Below are 23,429 nucleotides of genomic sequence, written 5' to 3'. Positions count from 1 at the left end.
GATCGGTGCGGAGGCGGAACGGGATTGCATCCGCTACTTACCCCCCTGGATCGCGATGTAGTCCCTCACCCACCGCGAGTAGGGAACGCACTGTCCCTGGGTTTTGCAGTTAGCCACAGGCGTCTTCCAGAAATAGATTTTGTCAAAGTCGTTGAACCCGTTAGCAGCGCACCCCTCCTTACCCAGCAACGCACTCGCGGTGCACCCTTCCGGTACCACCGGGTTGGAGCCGAACCAGGCAGCGATGTCTCCCTGCACCTTGGGGTTCAAGCTCCACTCCAACCATTTGTAAGCACAGTTGGGGTTCTTGGCATCCACGTGCATCATGGTGGTGTCCGCCCACCCAGTCGCCCCTTCTTTGGGAATGGTGCTGCTAACCGGGTGATTCCCTGCTTTAAGGGTGTTCACCTGGAAAGGCCAGGAAGGTGCGGCCACCACCCCTTCGTTGATAAAGTCTTGTACCTGTTGGTTAGCATCCGACCAGTACCGCTGGACAATCTTCCGTTGCTGCCGCAAGAGCCCCAATACCGCCTGGTACTGCTTCTCGTTCAGCTCGTAAGGGTCTTTTATCCCTAGATCGGGACGGGTTTTCATGAGGTACAAGGCAGCGTCCGCCACATAGATGGGGCCATAGTAAGCCTGGACCCGCCCTTTATTGGACTTGCCATCGGGAAGCATGGTTTCCTCAAACACCACCTTCCAGCTGGTGGGGGGCGTGGGGAAGACCTTTGTGTTGTAGGCCAGCACGTTGGGTCCCCACTGGTAAGGCACCCCATAGGGCACCCCATTCACCACGTACCAAGGCCCATTGCGCAACCTCTTATCCAGCTTCGCCGTGCTGGGCACAAGCTTGTAGTTAACGGGCTGCACCTTGTTACCGTAGATGAGCCTCAGCGTGGCATCTCCCGAAGCGGTTACCAGGTCGTAACCGCCTTGGTTCATGAGGGCCACCGCCTCGTCCGAACTGGCAAACACCTTAACATTCACCTTGCATCCCGTGGCCTTTTCAAAGGGCGTGACCCAGTCGTAATTGGGGTCCGACTGACCCCGTTCAATGTAGCCAGGCCAAGCCAAGATGTTAAGTTGCCCTTCCAACTTTCCCAGGCTCTGCCTCATCCTGGAGGCTGGAACCTGGGCATAGCCCGGGTTCAGTAAGGCCAGGACCGCCAAACCCTGCATCCACACTTTCCATCCCCTCATCCTCATCCCTCCTTTAGCGCAACCTCCAAAGCCGCAGACAAGCGAGCCAGCCCCTCGTGTACCTCAGCCTCAGTGGCCACCAGGGGCACCAGCACCCGGATCACGTTGCCGTACATCCCCGCCTTGAGGAGGATAAGCCCCCTCCGCCTTGCCTCCTCGAGGGTTGCCTGGGCCAGATCGGGGGCAGGCTCCCGGGTCTTGGGGTCCCGCACCAGCTCCAAGGCCACCATGGGACCGAGGCCGCGGACCTCCCCCACCTGAGGGAAACGGTCCTTCAAGCGTCCCAACGCCTGCCAGAGCACCCTGCCCAGGGCCCTTGCTCTTTCCAGCAATCCCTCCTCCTCAAAGATGTCCAGGACCGCCAGCCCAGCGGCACAGGCCAGGGGATTGCCCGCATAGGTTCCCCCCAGGCCGCCGGGCTTGGGAGCATCCATCACCTCGGCCCTCCCCACCACCCCGGAAAGGGGAAGCCCTGCGGCCACGCTTTTGGCAAAGGTGATGAGGTCGGGGACCACGCCGCTATGCTCCACGGCCCACATTCTCCCCGTGCGTCCAAAACCGGACTGGATCTCATCGGCAATGAGGAGGATTCCCTGGGAGGCGGTGATCTCCCGGATCTCCCGCAGGTAGGTTTCCGAAAGAGGGATAAAGCCCCCCTCCCCCAGCACGGGCTCAACGACCAAGGCCGCCACCCGCTCGGGGTCCACCGCCGTGCGGAAGAGTTCCCTAAGACCCTCCAGGGCCATTTCATCGGACACACCCCGGTAGGGGTAGGGGGCAGGGGCATGGTAGACCTCCGGGGCAAAGGGACCGAAGTTCTGCTTGTAGTAGGAGGCTTTCCCGGTCAGGGACATGCCCAGCAAGGTGCGCCCGTGGAAGGAATGGGTAAGGGCCACCACCGCCGGACGGCCTGTATAAGCCCGGGCGATCTTGACCGCATTCTCCACCGCCTCGGCCCCCGTGGTGAGGAAGAGGGTTTTTTTGCTGAAATCCCCTGGGGCCAGCTTGGCCAGGCGCTCAGCCAGGCGCACATAGGCTTCGTAGGGAGTCACCTGGAAGCAGGCGTGGGTGAAGCGCTCCAGCTGGGCGCGCACCGCCTGGAGCACCCGGGGGTGCCCATGCCCCACGTTCATCACCCCGATGCCCCCGGCGAAGTCCAGGTACTCTTTGCCGTCCACATCCCAGATGCGACTTCCCTCGGCTCGAGCCACGAAGACGGGATGGGCCTGGGCCACCCCCCGGGGGACATACCGCTCCCGCAACTGCCAAAGCGTCTGGTTCCGCGAATCCACCAAGGCCACCTTGCCTCCTTTGAGTTAAGAGGTTAGGCCTTGGAACCAGGGGAAACTACGGCCTTGGCGAACAAGTATCGCTACCTCTTTTTGTTCTGCAATAACAAGATCCGGGCCGCAAGCTCCAGGTGGAACCGGTCCTCAGGGTCCTGCAGGGACACGGAAAGCTTCTCCTCCACCCGCCGCAGGCGGTAGCGAAGGGTATTGAGGTGGATGCCCAGGGCCCTGGCCGCCCGTTTGTGGGAAAAGCCCGCCTGCACCCAGGCCAGGAGGGCCTCCAACTCCCCGGGCCGAAGCGCTCCAAGCCAAGCCCTAAGTTCCTCACGGGCCTCCTCATCCCCGAGGAGAAACCTGGGAACCAGGTGGGCTTCGTACACGTAAACCCCGGGCTCCTGGAAGGCAAAAAGCCGTTCCACTTCCTCGAGGGCTCCCCTAAGCTCCCCTGGTCTCCGGGGCCTAGAGAGGTAGAGGGGCCAGGCTCCCGAAAGTTCCCTAAGGAACCCCTGGGGATCCAGGCGCTCCGGCAACAAAAAGCGCACCTGGTTCAGGCTCAAGGACAAGAGGGCAGAGGCTCCCTGCCGCTTCAGAAGGTCCCGTACCCTTTGCGAAACCCTCTCCCTTTCCTGGAAATCCCGCTCGCTCAAGGGCAGGGAAAGGGGCAGCACCAACACCCCAAGCCGGTAGCGCTCGTCCAAGTCCAGGCCGAAGGCTCGCGCCCGCTCCCAGGTTAAGGCCTCCTTTCGGCCCTCCAGGAGGGCATCCAGGAAGGCGTAGCCCAGCCTGGCCTCCTGCTCCGCCAAAGCACGCTGGTGGGCCACGATGAGCCCGGCCACCAATGCGGCGTTCTCCAGGGCCTGCCGCTCCACCTCATCCGCCTCTCCCTCCAGGACCAGGTACCCACCCCGTTCCCGTCCCAGGGGCACGGGCACGGAAAAACCCAAGGGGGCATCGGCATAGCGCACCGGCCGGCCCAAAAGCTGGGAAAGCCGTTCCAAAAGGGTTTCCAGCTCCTCCCGCCCCAGCACCGCCTGCATGAGGGCCCGGTGGAGGAGATGCACCCGTTCCCGCACCTCCAGCTGCCGGGCCAGGAGCCTGCGCAACACCTCCTCGGTAACCTGGGCAAAGGGTATCTCCCAGGGAAGCTCGAGGACGGCCACCCCTTTGCCCGCCAGGACCTCGAGGGCCACTAGGGGGAAGTGTTCAAAGAACTGGGGAACCGCCAGGGCCACCCCCGCAGGCTCCCGCTCCGCCAGGGTGTGGGCGAAGGCCTCGAGGCGCTCTGCCTCCCTGGGCCAGGCGTAGCCCGTGGTCAAGACCAACTGGCCCGGGCGCACCCAGGGTGCCGGTTCCGGCAGGTCCACCACATGGACCCAGGAAACCTGCCTTGCCAGGTCCCCACCCAGCACCCGGGCCCGGGACAGGGCAGGAAGTTGGAGGAGTTCCTGTAGCGCAAGGCCCATGATGCGCTTACCCTTTAGCTTAACCGCTTACTCCTCCACCCGCCTGACCTCCAAGCCCCGAAGCCGGTTCACCGCCGCTCCCAGCTCCAGAGGACGCACCTCCGCCACCTCAGGGGCCTCTTCCAGGGAAAAAAGATCCTCTACCCCGCCCAGCACTGCCTCCACCAGCTTCCGCAAGGGTGTCTTGCCGTCCGCCTGCCGCCAAAGCCGTTGGAACCATGCCCCCAAGGCCCGCACCTGGGCGTTTTCAAAGAGGTCCAAGGCAGATAGGTCCACCACCTCCTCCCCGTAGACCAGCTCCCTGAGGCCCCGACCCTTCACCCGGGCCTTCCTGCCCCGCCTGGGATCAAAGCTTTCGGGCAAGGGAGCCCGGGAAGCCACGGCAAGGGGATACGGGGGCTCGCCAAAAGCCCGCCCTGTGGGATGGGCTTGGGCGATGGCCTTGGCCTCCAGGGTGGCCTCCCTCGGCCGGTACTCCTCCAGAAGCAAGACCGTGTCCGCCAGGTCCAGGTAGTCCCCCACCCCGCCCACCACCAGGATCAGGCTCACCCCCCTGGCCTTAAAGTCCTGAACCCGGTCCAGAAGAGGGGTAAGGGTTTCCCGCTGCACCAGGGCCTGCATGCGGGCATCCCGCACCAGGAGGTTGGTGGCAGAGGTATCCTCGTCCAGGAGAAGCACCCGCGCACCCAGCTCCAGGGCCTCCAGGATGGCGGCCGCCAGGCTGGTGGACCCCGAGGCATCCTCCGTGGAGAAGAAAGAGGTGTCCTGGCCCAGGGGAAGGTCGTGCACGAAGGGCCTTAGGTCCACGCCCTTCACGCTTCGGCCATCCTCCGACTGGACCCTCTGGGCCAGGGCATGGGCCACCACCCACTCCCGCCCATCCCCGGGAATATGGGGATAGACCCCGTGAACCAAGGCCTCGAGGAGGGTGGTTTTCCCATGGAAGCCTCCGCCGGTGATGAGGATGAGGCCCTGGGGAAGACCCATCCCAACGACCTCGCCCTTGTGGGGTACCCGAAAGGAAACCCGCAAGGAAGGGGGGCTTTGGAAGGGAACCGCCCCCCTTAAGGGCTTCTGGCTTACCCCGCTTTCCCGGGGAAGGATGGCCCCATCCCCCACGAAGGCCACCAGGCCCCTTTGGGGAAGGCTCTCCTGAAGGTAGGCGAAGTCCTCCACCTGCTGGACCTGGGACACCAGGGCCCTCCCATCCAGCTCCCCCAAAAACCCCCGAAGGTGCTCCACCAGGGCCCGGAAAAGCCTCTCCGCCTCCTTACCCAAAATCCTTCGGCCCGAGGCGGGAAGCCCCACCCGGAAGCGCAGGTAAAGCGCCTCCTGGCCAAGATGGGCCCCAGCCCGCCGCAACACCTTGGGGCTTTCCACCTCCACAAAGACCCTCCCCGAGTGCCCGCTCCCTCCGAAAAAGGGCAGGTGGCGGAACCGGGCCTTGAGGGCCCTGAGGAGGAAGTCCTCTACCGCCACCTTACCCGTAGGGTGGCGGTAGACCCGAAGTTTCTCCAGGGCCTTGGCGGGGTAGCGCACCTCCACAACGCTTGGGGTGGCGAAGGGATCCCCCTGCACGTGGACAAAGCGCAGGTCAAACCCCTCACCCCTCCAGGTTCCCTTTAGATCCTTGTAAAAAGGGTAAGGTCTCCCCTCGAGGGAGGCCAGGAAAGGGAAAAGCTCCTCCAGCCGCCGCACCCTTCCAGGTTAGCCCAAAGCCTCCACCTCCACCTCCACCTGCCTGAGGGCGCGGGAAAGGCGCTCCACACCTTCTAAGAACTCCTCCTCCCTGATGGTGAGGGGTGGGGCCACCACCAGGATGTTGTGCTTGGCCAGGAGGTAAACCCCCTCCTGCCACAAGGCCTTTTGCAGCGCCTGCATGGCAGGGCTAAAGGGAGCGTGCCAGGGAGAAAGGGGCTCCTTGGTGCTCCGGTCCCGAACCAGCTCCAAGGAGTAAAAGGCCCCAAGCCCCCGGACATCCCCCACCACGGGATGCCGGTCCTTTAGGGCCTTAAGGCTTTCCTGGAAGAAACCCTCCATGGCCAAAACCCGTTCGAAGAGGCCTTCCTCCCGGTAGGCCTCAAGGGAGGCCAGCCCCGCCGCCACCGCCAAGGGATGACCAGAGTAGGTGTGCCCTGTGGGCAAGGGATTCTCGTCAAAGTAGCGGGCCAGGGTCTCCCGCACGAGCACCCCTCCTAAGGGCACGTAGGCGGAGGTGACCCCCTTGGCGAAGGTGATGAGGTCGGGGACCACGCCAAACCGCAGGGCGGCAAAGGCTGCCCCCAGGCGCCCGAAGCCGGTCATCACCTCGTCAAAGACCAGAAGGATGCCATGCCGGTCGCAAAGAGCCCGTACCCCCTCGAGGTACCCTTCCGGGTAGACGATGACGCCATTGGAGCCCACCACAGGCTCTAAGAAGATGGCCGCCACCCGCTTGGGATCCTCGTGGAGGAGAACCCTCTCCAGGTGGTCCAGGGCCCGGGCGGTTTCCTCCTTGGGGTCTTCCGTGTAAAAGGGGCTCCGGTAGGGATAGGGGGCGAAGAAGTGGACCACCCCGGGGGCATTGCCCGGTTCGGACGGCCAGCGGCGGTTTTCCCCGGTAAGGCTGGCGGAGGCGTGGGTGGCCCCGTGGAAGGACCGGTAGGCGGCAAGGACCTTGAAGCGGCCGGTGAGGTGGCGCACGAACTTCAGGGCGTCCTCGTTGGCCTCGGTGCCCGAGGGGGTGAAAAAGACCCTGGCTCCTTCGGGCCAGGGAGAAAGGTCGGACAAGGCCTTGGCGAGAAGGGCCCGCTTATCGTGGAAAAGGCTAGGGGCCGCATAGGCCAAGGTGGCCGCCTGCTCGGCAATGGCCCGCACCAGCCTAGGGTGGCCATGGCCCAGGTTCAAGGCCACCAGGCCGCTGGAAAGGTCCAGGTAGCGCCGCCCCTCCTCGTCGTACAGCCAGACCCCCTCACCCCGCACCACCAAGGGGGGGTTAAGGGAAGCCTGGGCCACCCAGGGGGTAAGGACGTGCTTCTTGTGGAGGGCTTTTAGGCTCATTTCCCCCTGAGTATACCGTGCCCCTTCATAAGCCCGTGGGCGGCCCAGGGAGGCTTGCGGCTATACCGATAATGGTTTATCATTACCTCATGCCACGGCTAGCCCTGTTGCTCCTTCTCCTTTCCCAAGCCTGGGCCCAGGTGCAGGTGGCGGCCACCACCCCCCTCCTGGCCGACCTGGTGTCCCAGGTGGGGGGGAACCGGGTCAAGGTAGAAAGCGTGGTCCCCCCAGGGGCCGACCCCCACACCTTTGAACCCACCCCCAGCACCGCCAAAAACCTGGCCCGAAGCCGCCTTCTCTTCGCCAATGGCCTGGGCCTCGAGGCCTTCTTGCCCAAGCTGCAACGCCTCCTCCCCCAAGGCGCCCGGGTGGTGAAGCTGGCGGAAGGGCAACCCGGCCTCATCTGCCAGGAGGAGCACCAAGAGGAAAACCTAGAAGAACGCGAGCACGCCCACGGCCCCTGCAACCCCCACCTGTGGCTGGACCCCACCTATGCCCTGCGCTATGCCGAGCGCATCGCCCAGGAACTCTCCCAGCTGGACCCCAAAGGAAGGGCCATCTACCAGGCCAACCTAAAGCGCTTTAAGGCGGAGGTGGAAAGGCGCGATAAGGCCTTCCAAGCCTGCAACCTGAAGGGCCTCAAGGTGGTCACCCAGCACGATGCCTTCGCCTATTTTGCCCGCCGGTACGGCCTGCGGGTGGTGGGTAGCCTCACCGCCTCGGGGGTGCAGGAGGCGGGAAGCCGGACCTTCCTCACGCTCCTGGAGCGAGCGCGCCGGGAGGGGGTAAAGCTGGTCCTGGCCGAACCCCAGTTCCAGGGAACCGCCCTCAAGGCCCTGGCTGAGGCCCTGGGAGCCCGCATCGTCGTCCTCTATACCGACACCCTGGACCGAAGGGTGCCCACCTATCTGGATCTACTGGACCATAACCTCAAAGCCCTATGCCCATAATGGAGGCATGGGGTTTAAAGAAATCTTCGGCACCCTGCCCGAGGCCAGCGCCCAGGCCCCGGGGCGGGTGAATCTCTTGGGGGAGCACACCGACTACCAGGAGGGCTACGTCCTTCCCACCCCCCTCCCCTACTTCACCCAAGTGGAGGCCGCCAAAGGGGAGGGCCGGGTAGAGGCCTACAGCGAGGAGCTCAAGGAGCTCAGGGCCCGGCCTTTGGAAAGCCCGGCCCAGGGGGACTTTCTGGACTACCTCCTGGGGGTGGTCTGGGCCCTGAGGGAGGCGGGGTACGGGGTTCCCGGGGCTCGCTTTTACGTGCGGAGCAGGGTACCCATAGGAGCGGGGCTTTCCAGCTCGGCGGCCCTCGAGGTGGCGGCGCTAAAGGCCCTGCGCCTCCTCTACCGCCTGCCCCTTTCCGACAAGGAAATCGCCCTTCTGGGCCAGAAGGCAGAGGTGGAGTACGTGGGGGTGCGCTGCGGCATCATGGACCAGATGGCCGCCAGCCTGGGCGAGTTGGGCAAGGCCCTCTTCCTGGACACCCGGACCCTGGAACACGAGAACCTACCCCTTCCTCCAAAAAGCCGGGTGGCGGTCCTAGACCTGGGCTTAAAGCGACACCTGGCCAGCGCCGGGTACAACGAACGGCGCAAGGAAGCGGAGGAGGCAGCCAGGCGGCTTGGGGTGCGAAGCCTGAGGGACATTGGGGACCTTTGCCTGGTGGAGAGCCTTCCCTCCCCCTTGGACAAAAGGGCGCGGCACATCGTGGGAGAGAACCTCCGGGTGCTAAGGGGGGTAGAAGCCCTACGAAGAGGGGATGCCCGGGCCTTCGGCGAACTGATGGTACAAAGCCATCGCTCCCTCTCCCAAGACTATGAGGTAAGCCTCCCGGAGCTGGACGCCCTGGTGGAAGAAGCCTTGAGGGCCGGAGCCTACGGGGCCAAGCTCACGGGGGCAGGGTTCGGCGGAGCGGTGGTGGCCCTGGTGCCCGAAGACCGCATGGAAGGTTTCCAACACCACCTCCTCTCCCGTTTTCCCCATCTCCGCCTCCTTTGACCGGCCTAGCCCCCTCGGTCAGGTAAGCTAAGGGCATGGAAAAGCCAAGCCTCCTCCCCCTCCTGGATGCCCGCCTTCCCCTAAGCGAGGAGAAGGTGGCCGAGGCCGCCCGGCTTGCCGGGATACCCCTGGCCCAGGCCTGGGGGGTGGTGCGCTACTACCCCCGGTACCGGGGCCTGCCCCAGGGGAGGCTCCTGGTGGACGATCCCGTGGCCCGGGCCCGGGGATTCGCCCGCCTCCTAAAGGGAGCCGATGGAACCCATCCTCCCTTGGGCCTCGAGGCCCTCTCCCCCATCCACGTGCGGGTGGAAGGGGAAAAACGCTATGTGGAATGGGAAGGCCGGCTGATCCCCTTTAAGGAGTTTCGCCTTCCCTTCGCCCTCGGGCATGGGGACCGGCTCCTCCCTCCCGAACCCATCCTGGAACTTGACCGGTATGAAGCGCTGGGAGGGTTGGTGTTCCTGCGGAGGGCCCTGAAAAACCTCCTGGCCCCGGAGGCCATCCTCGAGGCTGTGGAGGAGGCTGGGCTCCTGGGCCGGGGAGGAGCCGCCTTTCCCGCCCACATCAAGATGCGGGCCGTGGCCCGGGGGGAGCCCCCCAGGTATCTGGTGGTGAACGCCGACGAATCGGAACCGGGCAACTTCAAGGACCGCTTCCTCCTGGAGCACCATCCCCTCCTGGTCCTGGAGGGAACGCTTTTGGCCGCCCTGGCCGTTGGGGCAAGCCAGGTCTTCCTCTACGTGCGGGATGAGTTCGAAGCCGCCATCCTGGGCCTGGAACAAGCCATCCACCAACTTGAGGAAGCTGGCCTCCTTCCCGTTCCCACCCAGGTCTTTACCAGCGGGGGCCTCTACATCTGCGGCGAGGAAACCGCCCTTCTGGAGTCCATGGAGGGCAAAAGGGCCGAGCCCCGCTTAAAGCCCCCTTTTCCCGTGGAAAAAGGCCTGTGGGGAAGGCCCACCCTGGTGCAAAACGTGGAAACCCTGGCCAACCTGCCCCTGATCCTGAGGGAGGGCCCGGGAACCTGGCGTGAAAAGGAGCCCAAGCTTTTCTCCATCACCGGGGACGTGGCCAGGCCGGGGCTTTACGAGCTTCCCCTGGGAACATCCTTGGAAGACGCCTTACGGAAAGCTGAAGGCGAGCCAGAGGGGCTGAAGGCCGTGCTCCTGGGCGGAGCCGCAGGGGTGTTTACCCGCGATTTCGCCTTCCCTTTGCGCTACAAGGGTAGGCTTCCCTTGGGAGCCGGCGCCATCGTGGCCTTCGGAAAGGAGGTGGACCTGTGGGAAGTCCTTTTGGGCCTGGCCGAGTTTTTCCAGGAGGAGTCCTGCGGGAAGTGCTTCCCCTGTCCTTTGGGCACGGCGGTGCAGGTGGAGATGGTGAGGCGGCAGGAAAGGAACCGGGACCTGGTTCACCACCTGGGACAAACCCTCAAGGGAAGCCTGTGCGGCCTGGGCCAGTCCGCCTACTGGGCCTACCAAAGCCTGTTGGAGGTGGAAGGTGCGGCTTAAGGTGAACGGACAAGAGGTGGAGGTCCAGGAGGGAACCCTCCTCCTGGAGATCACGGATCCTCCCCACCTGTGCTACCATCCCCACACGGAAACCCGGGGGCTTTGCCGCCTCTGCCTGGTGGAGGTGGATGGCCGCCTGCTTCCCGCCTGCGCCACCCAGGCCCAGGAGGGCATGGAGGTGAGGACGGACACGGAAGACCTCCGAATCCTCCGCCGAACCCTCCTGGAATGGCTGGCCCTGACCACAGACCTGAGCCAGGCTCCCTCCCTTTTAGAGCTCCTGAAGGCCCATCAGGGCCAACCCCAGCGTTGGGGCAGCGTATCCCTGAGCCGAAGGGAACGGGAGCCCATCCGGGACAACCCCTTCTTCCTCAGGGACTACGCCAAGTGCGTGAACTGCCGCCGTTGCGTGGATGCCTGCGGGGACGGGATCATGGGGGTGTACGCCCTCACCCTGGAGGGAAGGGGCCTCATGGCCCACCCCACCACCCCCCTGGACCAGCCCCTTCCCGAAACCCCCTGCGTCTTCTGCGGCAACTGCATCCAGGTTTGTCCCACAGGGGCCCTCAGGCCCTTGAGCATGGAGGTGTAGGATGCGTACCACGTGCCCTTACTGCGGTGTGGGTTGCCAGGTGGAGCCCGAGATCCAAGGGGGCCGCATCCTCCGGGTGCTGGCCCCCGACATCCCCCCTAACCACGGGGCTCTCTGCGTGAAAGGCCGCTTCGGCCTGGACTTCGCCTTCTCGGGTAAGCGCCTCCTCTACCCCATGGTGCGGGAAGACCGCCGCCAGGCCTTCCGCCGGGTTAGCTGGGACGAGGCCCTGGACTATACGGCAAGCAAGCTTCTCGCCGTGCTGAAAAGGCGAGGCCCCGAGGCCATCGCCGTCTTCCCCTCCGCCAAGACCACCAACGAGGAGGTCTACCTCACGCAGAAACTGGCCCGCGTCCTCCTCTCCACCAACCACGTGGACCACTGCTCCAGGCTTTGCCACTCCTCCTCCACCGTGGCCCTCTCCCGTTCCCTGGGCGGGGCCAGCATGACCAATCCCATAGAGGACATCTGGAAAACCGATCTCTTCCTGGTGGTGGGCTCCAACACCACGGAAACCCACCCCGTGATCGGGGCCATGATCAAGAAGAGGGTGCGGCAAGGGGCCAAGCTCATCGTGGTGGACCCCCGTTACACCGGCATGGCCGAGGCGGCCACCCTGTGGCTACGGGTACGCCCGGGTACCGATCTTTTCCTCCTGAACGCCATGGCCCGCTATATCCTCGAGGAGGGCCTCTGGGACCAAGGGTACGTGGAGGAGCGCACCGAGGGCTTCGCCGAGTGGCAGGCCTCCTTGGAGCCCTACACCCTGGAGGAGGCCGAGCGCATCACCGGGGTGGAAAAGGAGAAAATCGCCCTAGCCGCCCGGCTCTACGCCACCACAAAGAGGGCGGGGGCTTACTGGGCCATGGGAGTCACCCAGCACACCAAAGGGACCGCCACCGCCCAGGCCTTGGTGAACCTGGCCCTTCTCACGGGCAAGGTGGGTAAAGAGGGAGCGGGCTTGAACCCCTTGCGAGGCCAGAACAACGTGCAAGGGGCGGGGGACATGGGAGCGCTGCCCGATGTTTTCCCCGGGTACCTGAAGGTGTCGGACCAGGCAGCAAGGAAACGCTTTGAGGCCCTCTGGGGGGTGGAGTTGAACCCCAAGCCGGGCCTGCGCATGACCGAGGTCTTCGAGAGGATCCCCGAGGTAGAGGCCATCTATCTCATCGGGGAGGATCCCGTGACCAGCGAGCCTTACCAGGACCACCTTAAGGCCAAGCTGGAGGCCCTCCCCTTCCTTGTGGTGCAGGACATCCTGGAAAACGAAACCACCTCCTTTGCCCACGTGGTCCTGCCGGCGGCCAGTTTCCTGGAAAAGGACGGAACCTTCACCAACACCGACCGCAGGGTCCAGAGGATTCGGAAGTTGCTGGACCCCCCAGGGGAGGCCCGGCCCGATTGGTGGATCGTCCAGGAGCTGGGCAAGCGCCTGGCCCAGGCCTTGGGCCGTCCTTGGGCCCTCTACCCCGGCCCCGAGGCCATCTGGGAGGAGGTCCGCCGGGCCATTCCGGAGATGATGGGCGGGATCACGTACCGCCGCCTGGAAAGCGAGGGCGTTCGCTGGCCCTGCCCCCACGAGGACCATCCCGGCGAGGCGGTGCTTTTCCGAGAACGCTTCAACACCCCCTCGGGGAAGGCCCGTTTCTTCCCCGTGCACTTCACCCCTCCGGCGGAAACCCCTTCGGAGGAGTACCCCTTTACCCTCTCCACCGGCCGGGTCCTCTTCCACTGGCACGGGGGCACCCTAAGCAGGAACAGCCAGCTCAAGGAAGCCTACCCCGAACTCAAGGTGGAGGTGAACCCCAAGGACGCCCAGAAACTGGGTATAGGGGATGGGGAGATCATCCAGGTGGTGAGCCGCCGGGGCAGGATCCGGGCCCGGGCCTGGGTCACGAACCGCACCCCCGAAGGAGTGGTCTACGCTCCCTTCCACTTCGCCGAAGCCCCCGCCAACCGCCTCACCCTGGACGCCCTGGATCCCTTCAGCCGCATCCCCGAGTACAAGGTGGCGGCGGTGCGCCTGGAAAAGCTGGACTGAGAACCTCCCTAAGCTTTCTCAAACGGTGGGGAAGGCGAAGCTCTCATAGCCCAGCTCGGCCACGGAGAACCAGCGGTACTGCTCGTTGCGGAAGGCCCAGTAAGCGGAATACACCTTGCGGTAGGTGGCGTCCTTGGCCGCCTGTTCCTCGTACAGGGCCCGGGCTTCCTCGAGGGCCTTCTTCATGATCTCCCCGGGCCAGCGGCGCAGGCGCACCCCCGCCTTGAGAAGGCGGTTCAGGGCCGGAGGGTTCTGGGCATCGTACTTGGCCATCATGGTGAGGTTGACCTCCGCCGCCGCCACCTGGAAGGCCTCCTGGAACTCCTTGGGAAGCCTCTGCCACTCCCTTTGGGAAACCAGGAAGGAAAGCTGGGCGCTGGGTTCCCAGAAGGAGGGGTAGTAGTAGTAGCGGGCCACCTTGTAAAAGCCCAGCTTCTCGTCGTCGTAGGGGCCGGAGAACTCGGTGGCGTCGATGGTGCCCCGTTCCAGGGCCGGGTAGATATCCCCGGCGGCCAGGGTCTGGGGCACCACCCCAAGCCGCCCCATCACCAGTCCCCCAAGGCCAGGGATGCGCATCCTTAGGCCCTTAAGGTCCGCCACACTCTTGATCTCCTTGCGGAACCATCCTCCCATCTGGGCCCCGGTGTTTCCCCCAGGGAACTGGATCACCCCGAAGTCGGCATAGACCGCGCGCAGGAGGTCCAAACCACCCCCATACCGCATCCAGGCGTTGTGCTGCCGGTAGGTCATGCCAAAGGGCACGCCCCCGTCAAAGGCCAGGGTGGGGTTCTTTCCCACATAGAAAGGGCCATAGGTGTGGCCCGCCTCCACCGTGCCCTGCTGGACTGCATCCAGCACCTGGCCCCCGGGCACGATCTCCCCCGCCTGGTAAACCCGGATCTGGAAGCGGTCGCCGGTGAGTTCCGCCACCCGCTTGGCCAAATCCTCGGCACCGCCATAGAGGGTATCCAGGCTCCGGGGATAGCTGGACACCAGCCGCCAGCGCACCTGCGGAGCGGCCTGGGCAAAGGCCCTGTAGGAAAGGCTTGCCGCTAAACCCACCCCTACCCCTTTGAGAAACTCCCTCCGCCTCATACCTTCCTCCTTTTCGCGTATGAGTATACACCAGCCCGCCCCAGGCTATTCAGGCCGTCCGAAGGCCCATTACCCTTCTTCCCGGGCCAACAGCCGGTCCACCTGGGCCAACAGGGTCTGGGTTTCAAAGGGCTTGCCCAGGAAGGCTTGCGCCCCCGCCTCGAGGGCCTCCCGCCGGCTTTTCTCGGAAACGCTGGCGGAAAGGGCCAGAATGGGCGTGGAAAGACCCAAAGCCCGCATCCTCTGGATCACCTCGAGGCCCGATACCCCGGGCATCACCAGATCGCACACCACGAGATCGTAGGGTTCGGAAAGCTTGTCCAAGGCCGCCTGGCCGGAAGAGACCCAGTCTACCTGGTGCCCGGCCCGCTCCAGAATGCGGCGCACCATGTGGGCCACCAAGGGTTCGTCCTCAACCAGAAGGATGCGGGCCATATACAGGTAGGATAACCCTAAAGAGGCTTCCTTTTCCCTCCTCGCTTTCCACCTCAATCCGGCCCCCATGGGCCTCCACGATGTGCTTGGAAATGAAAAGGCCAAGCCCCGTGCCCGAAACCCCCCGGGTCTGGGCATTCTTGGCCCGGGCGTAGCGCTGGAAAAGCTTGGGAAGCTCCTCCCTGGGGATGCCAGGGCCCGTGTCCTCCACCTCCAGGACCACCCTGTCCCCTTCCTGTCGGGCCCGAAGGTAAACCCGCCCGCCCGGCGGGGTGAACTTGAAGGCGTTGGAAAGAAGGTTTCCCACCACCTGAACCACCCGGTCGGGGTCCGCCTCCAAAAGGGGAAGCTCCTCCAAAGCCACCTGGAACTCCACCCCGGAAAGCCGGGCCACGCCCTGGAAGCTCCTGGCCAGGTCCTGAAGAAGGGGCCTCAGGTTCACGGGTCTTCGGCTCACCTCAAAGCGGCCAGCCTCGAGGCGGCTCGTGTCCAGGAGGTTATCCACCATGGTCTTTAGCCGGAAGGCGCTTTCCAGGATGAGGTCCACCGACTCCTGGGCCGAGGGGGAAAGCCCCTCTTCGCGAAGAAGCTCGGCCAGGCCCATGATCACCGCCAAAGGGGTGCGGAGCTCGTGGCTTACGGCGGCGATGAACTCCCCCTTAAGCCGCTCGGCCTCCAGCCTGGGACGCAGGTCGTGCAGGTCCACCACCACCCCCTGCACCCGGGGGTCAGCCAGGAGGTTCCGCCCCCAGGCCTCCACGGGAATCGGGATGCCGTCCGCATGAAGGACCCGGAACTCCCCGGTGCGCACCTCCCCCGGGTGGCGCAAAAGCTCGCGGAACAGGGCCTCCGCCAGCCCCCGGTCCTCGGGGTGAACGAAGTCCAGGGCCCTCAAGGGAGCCCTTTTGTACCCCTCGGGGTCATAGCCCAGCACCGGGCGCACGCTGGCGCTCACATAACGGATAAGCCCTTCCCCATCCAGTACGTAAACCACGTCCTGGGAGTGCTCCAAAAGTGCCTTGAGGCGTTCCTCCTCGGCCTCCATCAGTTCCAAAAAGCGAGCCTTTTCCAGCACCAAAGCCAGCAGGGTCCCCACCTGAACCAGCCGGGAGAGGAGTCTCTCGGAAAAACGCCTCTCCCGCCGAAAGCCCAGCAGGAGTCCACCCCGGAACCCCCCCGCCCGGAAGGGAACCACCAAGGCGCTCTTAAGGCCCAGCGCCTCCGCCACCCCACAATCCTGGGCCTCCAAGACCTCCGCCCCTAGGGGCTCTCCCTCCATCAAGGCCTTTTCCAGAAGGTTGGGCCGGGGAAGGGGTCCGGGAAGGGTGCAAGTGCTGTAAAGCACCCTTTGGCTACCCCCCTCCTCCGCCAAGAGCAACCCCTCATCCGCGCTGAAAAGAGCCTGCAGGCGCTTGACAATGGCCTCGGTCAGGGGAGCGAGACCCGGCTGGCGCAAGGCTTCCTTGGCCAGGTCCACCAAGGTCTGGGTGAAGGCCACCTGCTCCCTCAAGGCCCGCTCCATGCGGGTGCGCTCGGTGATGTCGTGGAAAACCAAGACCCGCATCTCCCCCACCTGTTTTCCCCGGACGCTATACGTGGCCCCTCCCAGGCTGAACTCCAGCCTTCCTCCTTCCAAGGCGGGCTCCAGGGCCGCGGGAAGGTCCTCGAGGGACACCGTGGACCCCACGGAAAGCGCCTGGCGGGCCTTCCCGTTGGCAAAACCCTCGGAACCGAAAAGAACCACCACCCCGTCGGGAAGCTCCTCCAGCACCTGGAAAAGCCGCCCCCGCTCCGCAGCCAAGGCCAGGGAAAGCTCCTTCTTTTCCCGGTAAAGCTGGGCATTCCTGAGGGCCACCCCCGCCACACCCGTGAGGAGCTCCACATAACGCACCTCCGCCTCGCTCACCCCTGGCCCCCCAGGCCCGTGGTCCACGGCCACTGCCCCCAAGGCCTCTTCCTCAGCCAGAATGGGAACAAAGGCGACACTTGGACCCATCTCCTGGGCCAGATGCGGGGGCAGGCTCTCCCTTCCCAGAACCAGGGTCCTCCGTTCCCGCACCGCCTGGGCCAGGGGATCGGGGGAAGAAGCCAGGGGCAGGCGGATGCGGCTGATGCCCTCCGTCCAGTACACGTCTTTTCCCCGCACCGTGAGGTAACCCTCCAGGCAGTCCTTACCCTCCTCCCCCTTCACCAGGGCCACGGTCACCCGGAAGAAACCGAAGCGCTCCGAAAGGGCCTGGGCCAAGGTTTCCAGCACGGCAGCGGGCTCCAGGGCCTTGACCACCTCCCGGGCCAAGGCGCTCACGTGGGATAGGGCCTCCGCGTGACGGGAAAGCTCCGCCAAAGCCCGGTTTCGCTCCGACAGGAGCTCGCCGTTTTTCAAAGCCAGGGCCGTGAGCTGGGCCAGAAGGGGCAGAAGAGGCCTCAGGGTCTGGGGAACTCCCTCCAGGCTCAACACCCCCTTGGGCGAAAAGTAAGCGCAGCTGGGACAGACCAGGAAGCGGGTTTCCCGGGTGGCCCGGGGGCGGACCGTGCAGCGGGCCTCGGGATCGGCCCAGCAGTAGGAGGCCTCCTCCCCCACCACCGGCAAAAGCCATTCCTCTCCCCGCCGCACGGGACCTTCGGCGAAAAAGGCCTCCTGCACAGGCCCTTTTGCGTATAGGGGAAGGGCGATGGCGGAAACCGTGTAGTGGCGGCCCCGGCCCGAGGCCACCTCCCCCACCAGCTCCCGGGTTTCCCGGTGGTAGAGGAAGAGGGCTGCCCGCTCCACTCCCTCCTCCGTGGCCACCTCGAGGAGGTTCCGAAGTATTTGCACAGGCTCCAGGTCCTTCAATAAGGCTCGCTGAAAACGTCCAAGGATCTCCAATTGGCCCGAGGTTCTCATCTGCCTCCAATGGTAGCATGGGGGCGGGGTTGCAAGGGGGTGGGCAAAATCTTAGACTGGGTCAAAGAGTGGGCCCTAGGCCCCACCCCTGGCAGGCCGCCAAGGAGGAGGTTATGCCCATAGACTTCAGCCTCACCGAGGAACAACGGCAGCTCCAGGCCCTGGCCCGGCGCTTCGCCAAGGAGGTCATCCTCCCCGTGGCCCAGGAGTACGACGAGAAGGAAGAGGTGCCCTGGCCGGTCATAGAAAAGCTCCACGAGGTGGGCCTCCTGAACGCCATCATCCCCGAGGAGTACGGGGGGATGGGCCTCAAGATGCTGGACGAGGTCATCGTGGGGGAAGAGCTGGCCTACGCCTGCATGGGCATCTACACCATCCCCATGGCCAGCGACCTGGGGATTACCCCCGTGCTCCTAGCCGGGAACGAGGAGCAAAAGCGCCGCTTCCTCAAACCCCTTACCGAGAAACCCGCCCTGGCCGCCTTCGCCCTCAGCGAGCCGGGAAACGGCTCGGATGCCGCCGCCCTCAAGACCCGAGCGGTGCGCCAGGGGGATTACTACATCCTTAACGGCACCAAGATGTGGATCTCCAACGGGGGCGAGGCCGAGTGGGTGGTGGTCTTCGCCACCCTGAACCCCGAGCTACGCCACAAGGGGGTGGTGGCCCTGGTGGTGGAAAAGGGCACCCCGGGCTTCAGCGCTGTGAAGATCCACGGGAAGATGGGGCAAAGGGCCTCGGGAACCTACGAGCTGGTGTTTGAGGACGTCAAGGTACCCGTGCAAAACCGCCTGGGGGAGGAAGGAGAAGGGTTCAAGATCGCCATGAACACCCTCAACAAAACCCGCATCCCCGTGGCGGCGGGAAGCGTGGGGGTGGCGCGAAGGGCCCTGGACGAGGCCAAAAAGTATGCCAAGGAACGGGAAGCCTTCGGCCAGCCCATCGCGAGCTTCCAGGCCATCCAGTTCAAGCTGGCGGACATGATGATCGGCATAGAAACCGCCCGCATGTACACCTACTATGCCGCCTGGCTCGCCGACCAGGGCCTGCCCCATGCCCACGCCAGCGCCATCGCCAAGGCCTATGCCTCGGAGATCGCCTTTGAAGCCGCCAACCAGGCCATCCAGATCCACGGGGGCTACGGGTACGTGCGGGAGTTCCCGGTGGAGAAGCTCTTGAGGGACGTGAAGCTCAACCAGATCTACGAGGGCACCAACGAGATCCAAAGGCTCATCATCGCCAGGCATCTCCTGGCGGAATAGGAGGTAACGGATGAAGTTCGTGGCGGTCATCAGGCAGGTACCGGACGGGGAAAGCAGGCTGAGGATCCAGGGGGATCGGGTGGACCTTTCCGGGGCCACCCTGATCCTGGACCAGATGGACGAGTACGGGGTGGAGGAAGCCCTTCGCCTAAAGGAGAAGCACGGGGGCGAGGCCATCGTGGTGGGCTTCGGCCCCGAGCGCACCGAGGAAGCCATCCGCACCGCCTTGGCCATGGGGATGGACCGGGGCATCCACGTGGTTTACGAGGGGTATGCCGATCCCGTGACCGTGGCCGAGGCCCTGGCCCCCATCCTGAAGGAGGAATCCCCTACCCTCATCCTCACGGGCGGGCAACAGGCGGACTGGGATAGCCAGGCCCTGGGCGGGGCTCTAGCGGAAGCCCTGGGCGTGCAGGTGGTGGCCTGGACCACAGCCCTCGAGCTGGAAGGGGAAACCGCCAGGGCCAAGCACGACCTGGACGAGGGAGCGGAGTGGGTACGGGTGCGGCTTCCTGCGGTCTTCACCACGCAACAAGGCCTGAACGAGCCCCGCTACCCCACCCTGCCCGGCATCATGAAGGCCAAGAAGAAGGAGATCAAAAAGGTGGCCTTTCAGGGCGCAAGCCGGGTGGAAATCCTCCAGGAGAGCATCCAGGAGAAGACCCGGCTTCAGAAGATCCTGGACGGCAAGGACCCCGTGGCGGCGGCCGAGGAGCTGGTGCGGCTTCTCCACGAGGAAGCCAAGGTGATCTGAGGAGGCATCCATGATCCTGGTGGTTCTGGACCATGATGGAAACAAGCTGAGAAAGGCGAGCCTCGAGGCCCTGACCCGGGCCCGGAAGCTGGCCGAGGCCTTTGGAGAACGGGTGGCCGGGGTGCTTTTGGCGGAGGGCCAAGCCCCCGTGGAAGAGGCCCGAGGCTACGTGGAAACCCTTTACGTGGCGGAGCTCGGTCCCTACACCGCCGAGAAGTGGGCGGCGGGGATCCTGGAAGCCGCCAAGGCCGGGGCAAGAATCATCGTCGCCCCTTCTTCCCGGCAAAGCCGCACCTACATGGGCCGGGTGGCCTATGCCTTAAGGGCTGGGCTCCTGGAGGACACCCTGGAGTCCTGGGCGGAAGGAGGCGAGGTCTACGCCACCCGCTACGCCTACCTGAACCGGGTGACCCAGAAGGTGAAAAGCGCTCCCCCAGTGGTCCTCACGGTGAAGCCCAACACCACTCCCCTGGCGGAGCCCCTGGGCCAGGCGGGCCAGGTGGTGGCGCTTCCCATCCCTCCGGTTCCCACCGTGGAGGTGCTGGAGAGGGTGCAGGAGGAAAAAAAGGGTGTTTCCCTCACCGAAGCGGATGTGGTGGTCACGGGAGGCCGGGGCATGGGTGGCCCCGAGGCCTTCAAGCAGGTGGAGGAGCTTGCCGCCCTCCTGGGCGGGGCTGTGGGAGCCACCCGGGCGGTGGTGGATGCCGGCTGGCGTCCCTATAGCGAACAGGTGGGCCAGACGGGGAAGACCGTGCAACCTTCCCTGTACATTGCCCTGGGAGTTTCCGGGGCGGTCCAACACCTGGCGGGGATGAACAAGAGCAAGTACATCGTGGCGGTGAACAAGGACCCCGAGGCCCCCATCTTCAAGCACGCCGACTACGGCATCGTGGGGGATGTGCACCAGGTGCTTCCCGCCTTGATCCAGGCGGTCAAGAAACTTAAGGACTAGCTACGGCGGGTGGCAACGGCGGGCAGGGAAATCCCTGCCCGCCTGGAGCTTTAGTCCATCCCTACTCCTTCTTGGGCGGAGCTCCCTCGTTCTCCATACGGGAGGCCTCGTGGTTCTCCTGCCCCGGTGATCCCTGCCCCTCGGCCCCTTCCTTGCCCCGGTTGCCGCGAAGAAGCTGCAACAGGAAGAAAAGGAGCACCGCCGCCACCACCACGCCCACCGCATAGGGCCAGGCGGGGGCGCTTGGGGTCTTTGGCACCTCGGGAAGGGAAAGAGGTGGAGACGGAGCCTTGAAGACCTCCTGCTCCAGCTTGCCCACCCGATCGCCCAAGGCCTTCAGGGCTTGCTCCTGGGCCTGCACCCGGCTCTCCAAGGCGGCCACCTGGCCCTCGAGGGCCCGGAGGCGGGCATAGCCCTGGTAGCCAGCCCAGACCACAAGAAGTGCCACCACCAGCAACAGGACCAGGCTTAACCAGCGCTTCATTCCTCTCACCTCCTCTGCCGGGCCCCCTTACCGTGGAAGCAAACCCGGCTTCTTAGTATATCATGCGGCCAGTATGGCCGATAACGCCAAGCTTATCCTGGATGAGCTACTGGCTGAGCTGGAGGAAAGGCGGAAAAGGATCCTCCTCGGCGGGGGAGAGGAACGCATCCGCAAGCAGCACCAGCAGGGGAAACTCACCGCCCGGGAGCGAATAGACTACCTTTTGGACCCGGGAAGCTTCGTGGAACTCATGCCCTTCGCCGAGCACCTGGAAACCGGCCTCATGGAGGGGGTTGAGGCTCCAGCCGACGGGGTGGTGACCGGCTACGGCACCATCGGGGGCCGGCTGGTCTTCGTCTTCAGCCAGGACTTCACCGTCCTGGGCGGCTCCTTAGGCAAGATGCATGGGCGCAAGATCGCAAGCCTCATGGACCTGGCGGCTAAGGTGGGGGCTCCCATCATCGGTCTCAACGACTCCGCCGGGGCCCGCATCCAGGAGGGAGTGGATAGCCTCTCGGGGTACGGGGAGGTCTTCTACCGCAACGCCATCTACTCCGGGGTAGTGCCCCAGATCTCCGCCATCCTGGGGCCCTGCGCCGGGGGAGCGGTCTACAGCCCCGCCATGACCGACTTCATCCTCATGAGCCGGGGGACCAGCTACATGTTCATCACCGGCCCCGAGGTGATCAAGAGCGTGACCCGGGAGGAGGTGAGCTTTGAGGAGCTGGGCGGGGCGGACGTGCACATGGAGAAAAGCGGGGTGGCCCACCTCGAGGGCCAAAACGACCAGGAGGTCCTGGACCTCATCAAGAAGCTTCTCACTTACCTGCCCCAAAACAGCCGGGAAAAGCCTCCGGTGGTGGAACCCAAGGACGATCCCCTCCGCCCCACCCCGGAGATCCTGAGCATCGTCCATCCCGATGCCAAAAGGCCTTACAACATGCACCAGGTGATCAGGACCCTCCTGGACGATGGGGAGTTTTTGGAAATCCAGCCCGGCTTCGCCAGGAACATCATCGTGGGCTTGGGCCGGCTTGGCGGCTACCCCGTGGGGGTGGTGGCCAACAACCCCCGCTTCATGGCCGGGGCCTTGGACATCAACGCCTCCGACAAGGCCGCCCGCTTCATCCGCACCATGGATGCCTTCAACATCCCCATCCTCACCCTGGTGGATGTCACCGGGTTCCTGCCCGGGGTGGCCCAGGAGCACGGGGGCATCATCCGCCACGGGGCCAAGATGCTTTTCGCCTACGCCGAGGCCACGGTGCCCAAGATCACCCTCATCGCCCGCAAGGCCTACGGCGGAGCCTACCTGGCCATGAACTCCAAGGACATGGGGGCGGACGTGGTCCTGGCCTGGCCCACGGCGGCGGTGGCGGTGATGGGGGCCGAGGGAGCCGCCAACATCATCTACCGGCGGGAGATCCAGTCCTCCCCCAACCCCGAGGAAACCCGCCGCCGCAAGATCGAGGAGTACCGTAGGGCCTTTGACAACCCCTGGGTGGCCGCCGGCCGGGGTTACATTGACGATGTCATAGACCCCACCCACACCCGCCGCATCCTCTACCAGCACCTGAGGATGCTCTGGGACAAGAAGGAGGAACGCCCCTTCAAGAAGCACGACAACATACCCCTTTAGGTTTCCGTTTTGCCCGCCGGACTACAATGGGGCTAGACCATGGTTCGGGTCTGGCTCAATCTTTCCCTGGCCTCCCTACAGGAAGCCCTGGCTGAGGCCCTCCGTACCCGGGGATTTCACGTGGAGGAACATCCCTACACCGCCCAGGTGGGCTTGACGGAGGCGGTAAGGGAAGTCCCCCCACCCCCACCCCTCCCAGCGGTGGTGCTCCTCCGGAACCCGGAGCAAGCGGCCCAGGCCCTCAAGCAAGGGTATAAAGGCTACCTCTACCCCGACCAAGGCCTCGAGGTCCTCGCCAAGGCCCTAAACGCCGTGGCTCGAGGCGAGCTTTGGGCCGAGCGCCGCATGCTGGCGGGCCTGGTAGGGGAACCTAGCCCCCGCTTTACCCAGCGGGAAAAGGAGGTGGCCGCCCTGGCCGCCATGGGCCTCAGCAACAAGGAGATCGCCAAAGAACTCGGCATCTCCGAGCGCACGGTAAAGGCCCACCTATCGGCCATCTTTCAGAAGGCCGGTGTGAAGCGGCGGAGCCAGCTGGCCCAGATCCGGTTCCTTTCCTAGGGGAAAACCCTACCTAAAGACCTAGTACCTTTTCTTTCACAGGGCCTAGGGCAAAGGTGGGTTGTTTACTGATTAGAAGGACCCTATCTTGGTTTTCAAAGGAGGACTGTATGAGGGCTATACCATCATGGCTAAAACTTGGCATTCCTCTTGGAACGCTTTTGCTCCTCGCTTTATCCGCCTGTGGAGGACAGACTGGAGAGAGGTTGGGCCAGATCCTGAAACCAGCCACCGCG

The 23,429-nt window shown here is 64.7% G+C and carries 19 protein-coding genes; 10 read left to right on the top strand and 9 right to left on the bottom strand.

The window, feature by feature from the left end; all coding sequences use genetic code 11:
- Window positions 1-33: 33 nt before the first annotated feature.
- The 5 genes from AC27GT_RS12435 to AC27GT_RS12415 form a co-directional block, all read right to left on the bottom strand.
- Complete coding sequence (locus AC27GT_RS12435) at window positions 34-1,200, bottom strand: ABC transporter substrate-binding protein (protein ID WP_126164657.1); 1,167 nt, start codon at window positions 1,198-1,200, stop codon at window positions 34-36.
- A gap of 2 nt (window positions 1,201-1,202) precedes the next feature.
- Window positions 1,203-2,501 carry a 4-aminobutyrate--2-oxoglutarate transaminase gene (gabT, locus tag AC27GT_RS12430; RefSeq protein WP_126164658.1) on the bottom strand — a complete coding sequence of 433 codons (1,299 nt, stop codon included), beginning with the start codon at window positions 2,499-2,501 and terminating at the stop codon, window positions 1,203-1,205.
- Window positions 2,502-2,572: 71 nt separating this feature from the next.
- Window positions 2,573-3,952 (bottom strand): PucR family transcriptional regulator, encoded by a 1,380-nt coding sequence (locus tag AC27GT_RS12425; protein WP_487224242.1) that lies wholly within the window; start codon window positions 3,950-3,952, stop codon window positions 2,573-2,575.
- Between the two features lie 27 nt (window positions 3,953-3,979).
- Entirely contained in the window at window positions 3,980-5,650 is a 1,671-nt protein-coding gene (locus tag AC27GT_RS12420; RefSeq protein ID WP_015717185.1) for an ABC-ATPase domain-containing protein, read from the bottom strand.
- A gap of 9 nt (window positions 5,651-5,659) precedes the next feature.
- The gene (locus AC27GT_RS12415) at window positions 5,660-6,991 is read right to left on the bottom strand and encodes an aminotransferase class III-fold pyridoxal phosphate-dependent enzyme (RefSeq protein ID WP_287930190.1); all 1,332 of its coding nucleotides are present in this window, start codon (window positions 6,989-6,991) and stop codon (window positions 5,660-5,662) included.
- Between the two features lie 89 nt (window positions 6,992-7,080).
- On the opposite strand from AC27GT_RS12415, the gene AC27GT_RS12410 reads away from it, so the two are divergent.
- Genes AC27GT_RS12410 through fdhF form a run of 5 tightly spaced genes read left to right on the top strand, consistent with a single transcriptional unit; the run spans window position 7,081 to window position 13,133 of the window.
- Complete coding sequence (locus AC27GT_RS12410) at window positions 7,081-7,941, top strand: metal ABC transporter substrate-binding protein (protein ID WP_487224241.1); 861 nt, start codon at window positions 7,081-7,083, stop codon at window positions 7,939-7,941.
- Between the two features lie 7 nt (window positions 7,942-7,948).
- Complete coding sequence (gene galK / locus AC27GT_RS12405) at window positions 7,949-8,992, top strand: galactokinase (RefSeq protein ID WP_015717188.1); 1,044 nt, start codon at window positions 7,949-7,951, stop codon at window positions 8,990-8,992.
- Between the two features lie 35 nt (window positions 8,993-9,027).
- A complete protein-coding gene (locus AC27GT_RS12400) occupies window positions 9,028-10,500 on the top strand; it encodes an NADH-ubiquinone oxidoreductase-F iron-sulfur binding region domain-containing protein (protein ID WP_487224240.1) in 1,473 nt (490 codons plus the stop codon).
- Window positions 10,490-11,092 (top strand): 2Fe-2S iron-sulfur cluster-binding protein, encoded by a 603-nt coding sequence (locus tag AC27GT_RS12395; protein ID WP_487224239.1) that lies wholly within the window; start codon window positions 10,490-10,492, stop codon window positions 11,090-11,092. The genes AC27GT_RS12400 and AC27GT_RS12395 overlap by 11 nt, the downstream gene beginning before the upstream one ends.
- 1 nt (window position 11,093) lies before the next feature.
- Window positions 11,094-13,133, top strand: coding sequence for a formate dehydrogenase subunit alpha (gene fdhF / locus AC27GT_RS12390; protein ID WP_487224238.1), 2,040 nt, complete (start codon window positions 11,094-11,096; stop codon window positions 13,131-13,133).
- A gap of 18 nt (window positions 13,134-13,151) precedes the next feature.
- Here the strand turns inward: fdhF and AC27GT_RS12385 are convergent, their stop codons facing one another.
- The 3 genes from AC27GT_RS12385 to AC27GT_RS12375 form a co-directional block, all read right to left on the bottom strand.
- Window positions 13,152-14,228, bottom strand: coding sequence for a TRAP transporter substrate-binding protein (locus AC27GT_RS12385; protein WP_015717192.1), 1,077 nt, complete (start codon window positions 14,226-14,228; stop codon window positions 13,152-13,154).
- A gap of 69 nt (window positions 14,229-14,297) precedes the next feature.
- Complete coding sequence (locus AC27GT_RS12380; protein WP_038032243.1) at window positions 14,298-14,663, bottom strand: response regulator transcription factor; 366 nt, start codon at window positions 14,661-14,663, stop codon at window positions 14,298-14,300.
- Complete coding sequence (locus tag AC27GT_RS12375; RefSeq protein ID WP_487224237.1) at window positions 14,641-17,547, bottom strand: ATP-binding protein; 2,907 nt, start codon at window positions 17,545-17,547, stop codon at window positions 14,641-14,643. The genes AC27GT_RS12380 and AC27GT_RS12375 overlap by 23 nt, the downstream gene beginning before the upstream one ends.
- A gap of 113 nt (window positions 17,548-17,660) precedes the next feature.
- On the opposite strand from AC27GT_RS12375, the gene AC27GT_RS12370 reads away from it, so the two are divergent.
- From AC27GT_RS12370 to AC27GT_RS12360, 3 genes are read left to right on the top strand one after another with little or no spacing between them, the layout of a single operon-like run.
- Window positions 17,661-18,806: an acyl-CoA dehydrogenase family protein gene (locus tag AC27GT_RS12370; RefSeq protein ID WP_038032247.1), complete on the top strand. Its 1,146-nt coding sequence runs from the start codon at window positions 17,661-17,663 to the stop codon at window positions 18,804-18,806.
- A 10-nt stretch (window positions 18,807-18,816) separates the two neighbouring features.
- Complete coding sequence (locus AC27GT_RS12365) at window positions 18,817-19,560, top strand: electron transfer flavoprotein subunit beta/FixA family protein (protein WP_038032246.1); 744 nt, start codon at window positions 18,817-18,819, stop codon at window positions 19,558-19,560.
- Window positions 19,561-19,570: 10 nt separating this feature from the next.
- Window positions 19,571-20,512: an electron transfer flavoprotein subunit alpha/FixB family protein gene (locus tag AC27GT_RS12360; RefSeq protein ID WP_487224236.1), complete on the top strand. Its 942-nt coding sequence runs from the start codon at window positions 19,571-19,573 to the stop codon at window positions 20,510-20,512.
- Between the two features lie 61 nt (window positions 20,513-20,573).
- On the opposite strand, the gene AC27GT_RS12355 is transcribed toward AC27GT_RS12360, so the two are convergent.
- Complete coding sequence (locus AC27GT_RS12355; protein ID WP_487224235.1) at window positions 20,574-20,996, bottom strand: hypothetical protein; 423 nt, start codon at window positions 20,994-20,996, stop codon at window positions 20,574-20,576.
- Between the two features lie 73 nt (window positions 20,997-21,069).
- On the opposite strand from AC27GT_RS12355, the gene AC27GT_RS12350 reads away from it, so the two are divergent.
- Both AC27GT_RS12350 and AC27GT_RS12345 read left to right on the top strand, forming a co-directional pair.
- Window positions 21,070-22,635, top strand: a complete 1,566-nt coding sequence (locus AC27GT_RS12350) for an acyl-CoA carboxylase subunit beta (RefSeq protein ID WP_487224234.1) — start codon at window positions 21,070-21,072, stop codon at window positions 22,633-22,635.
- A gap of 39 nt (window positions 22,636-22,674) precedes the next feature.
- Entirely contained in the window at window positions 22,675-23,193 is a 519-nt protein-coding gene (locus AC27GT_RS12345) for a response regulator transcription factor (RefSeq protein WP_219759132.1), read from the top strand.
- The last annotated feature ends 236 nt before the right edge of the window (window positions 23,194-23,429 follow it).

The sequence above is a fragment of the Thermus sp. KWY1 genome (genome assembly GCF_057547025.1).
Note: the sequence above shows the minus strand (reverse complement) of the source record. Positions and strands in the feature narration are given on the sequence as shown.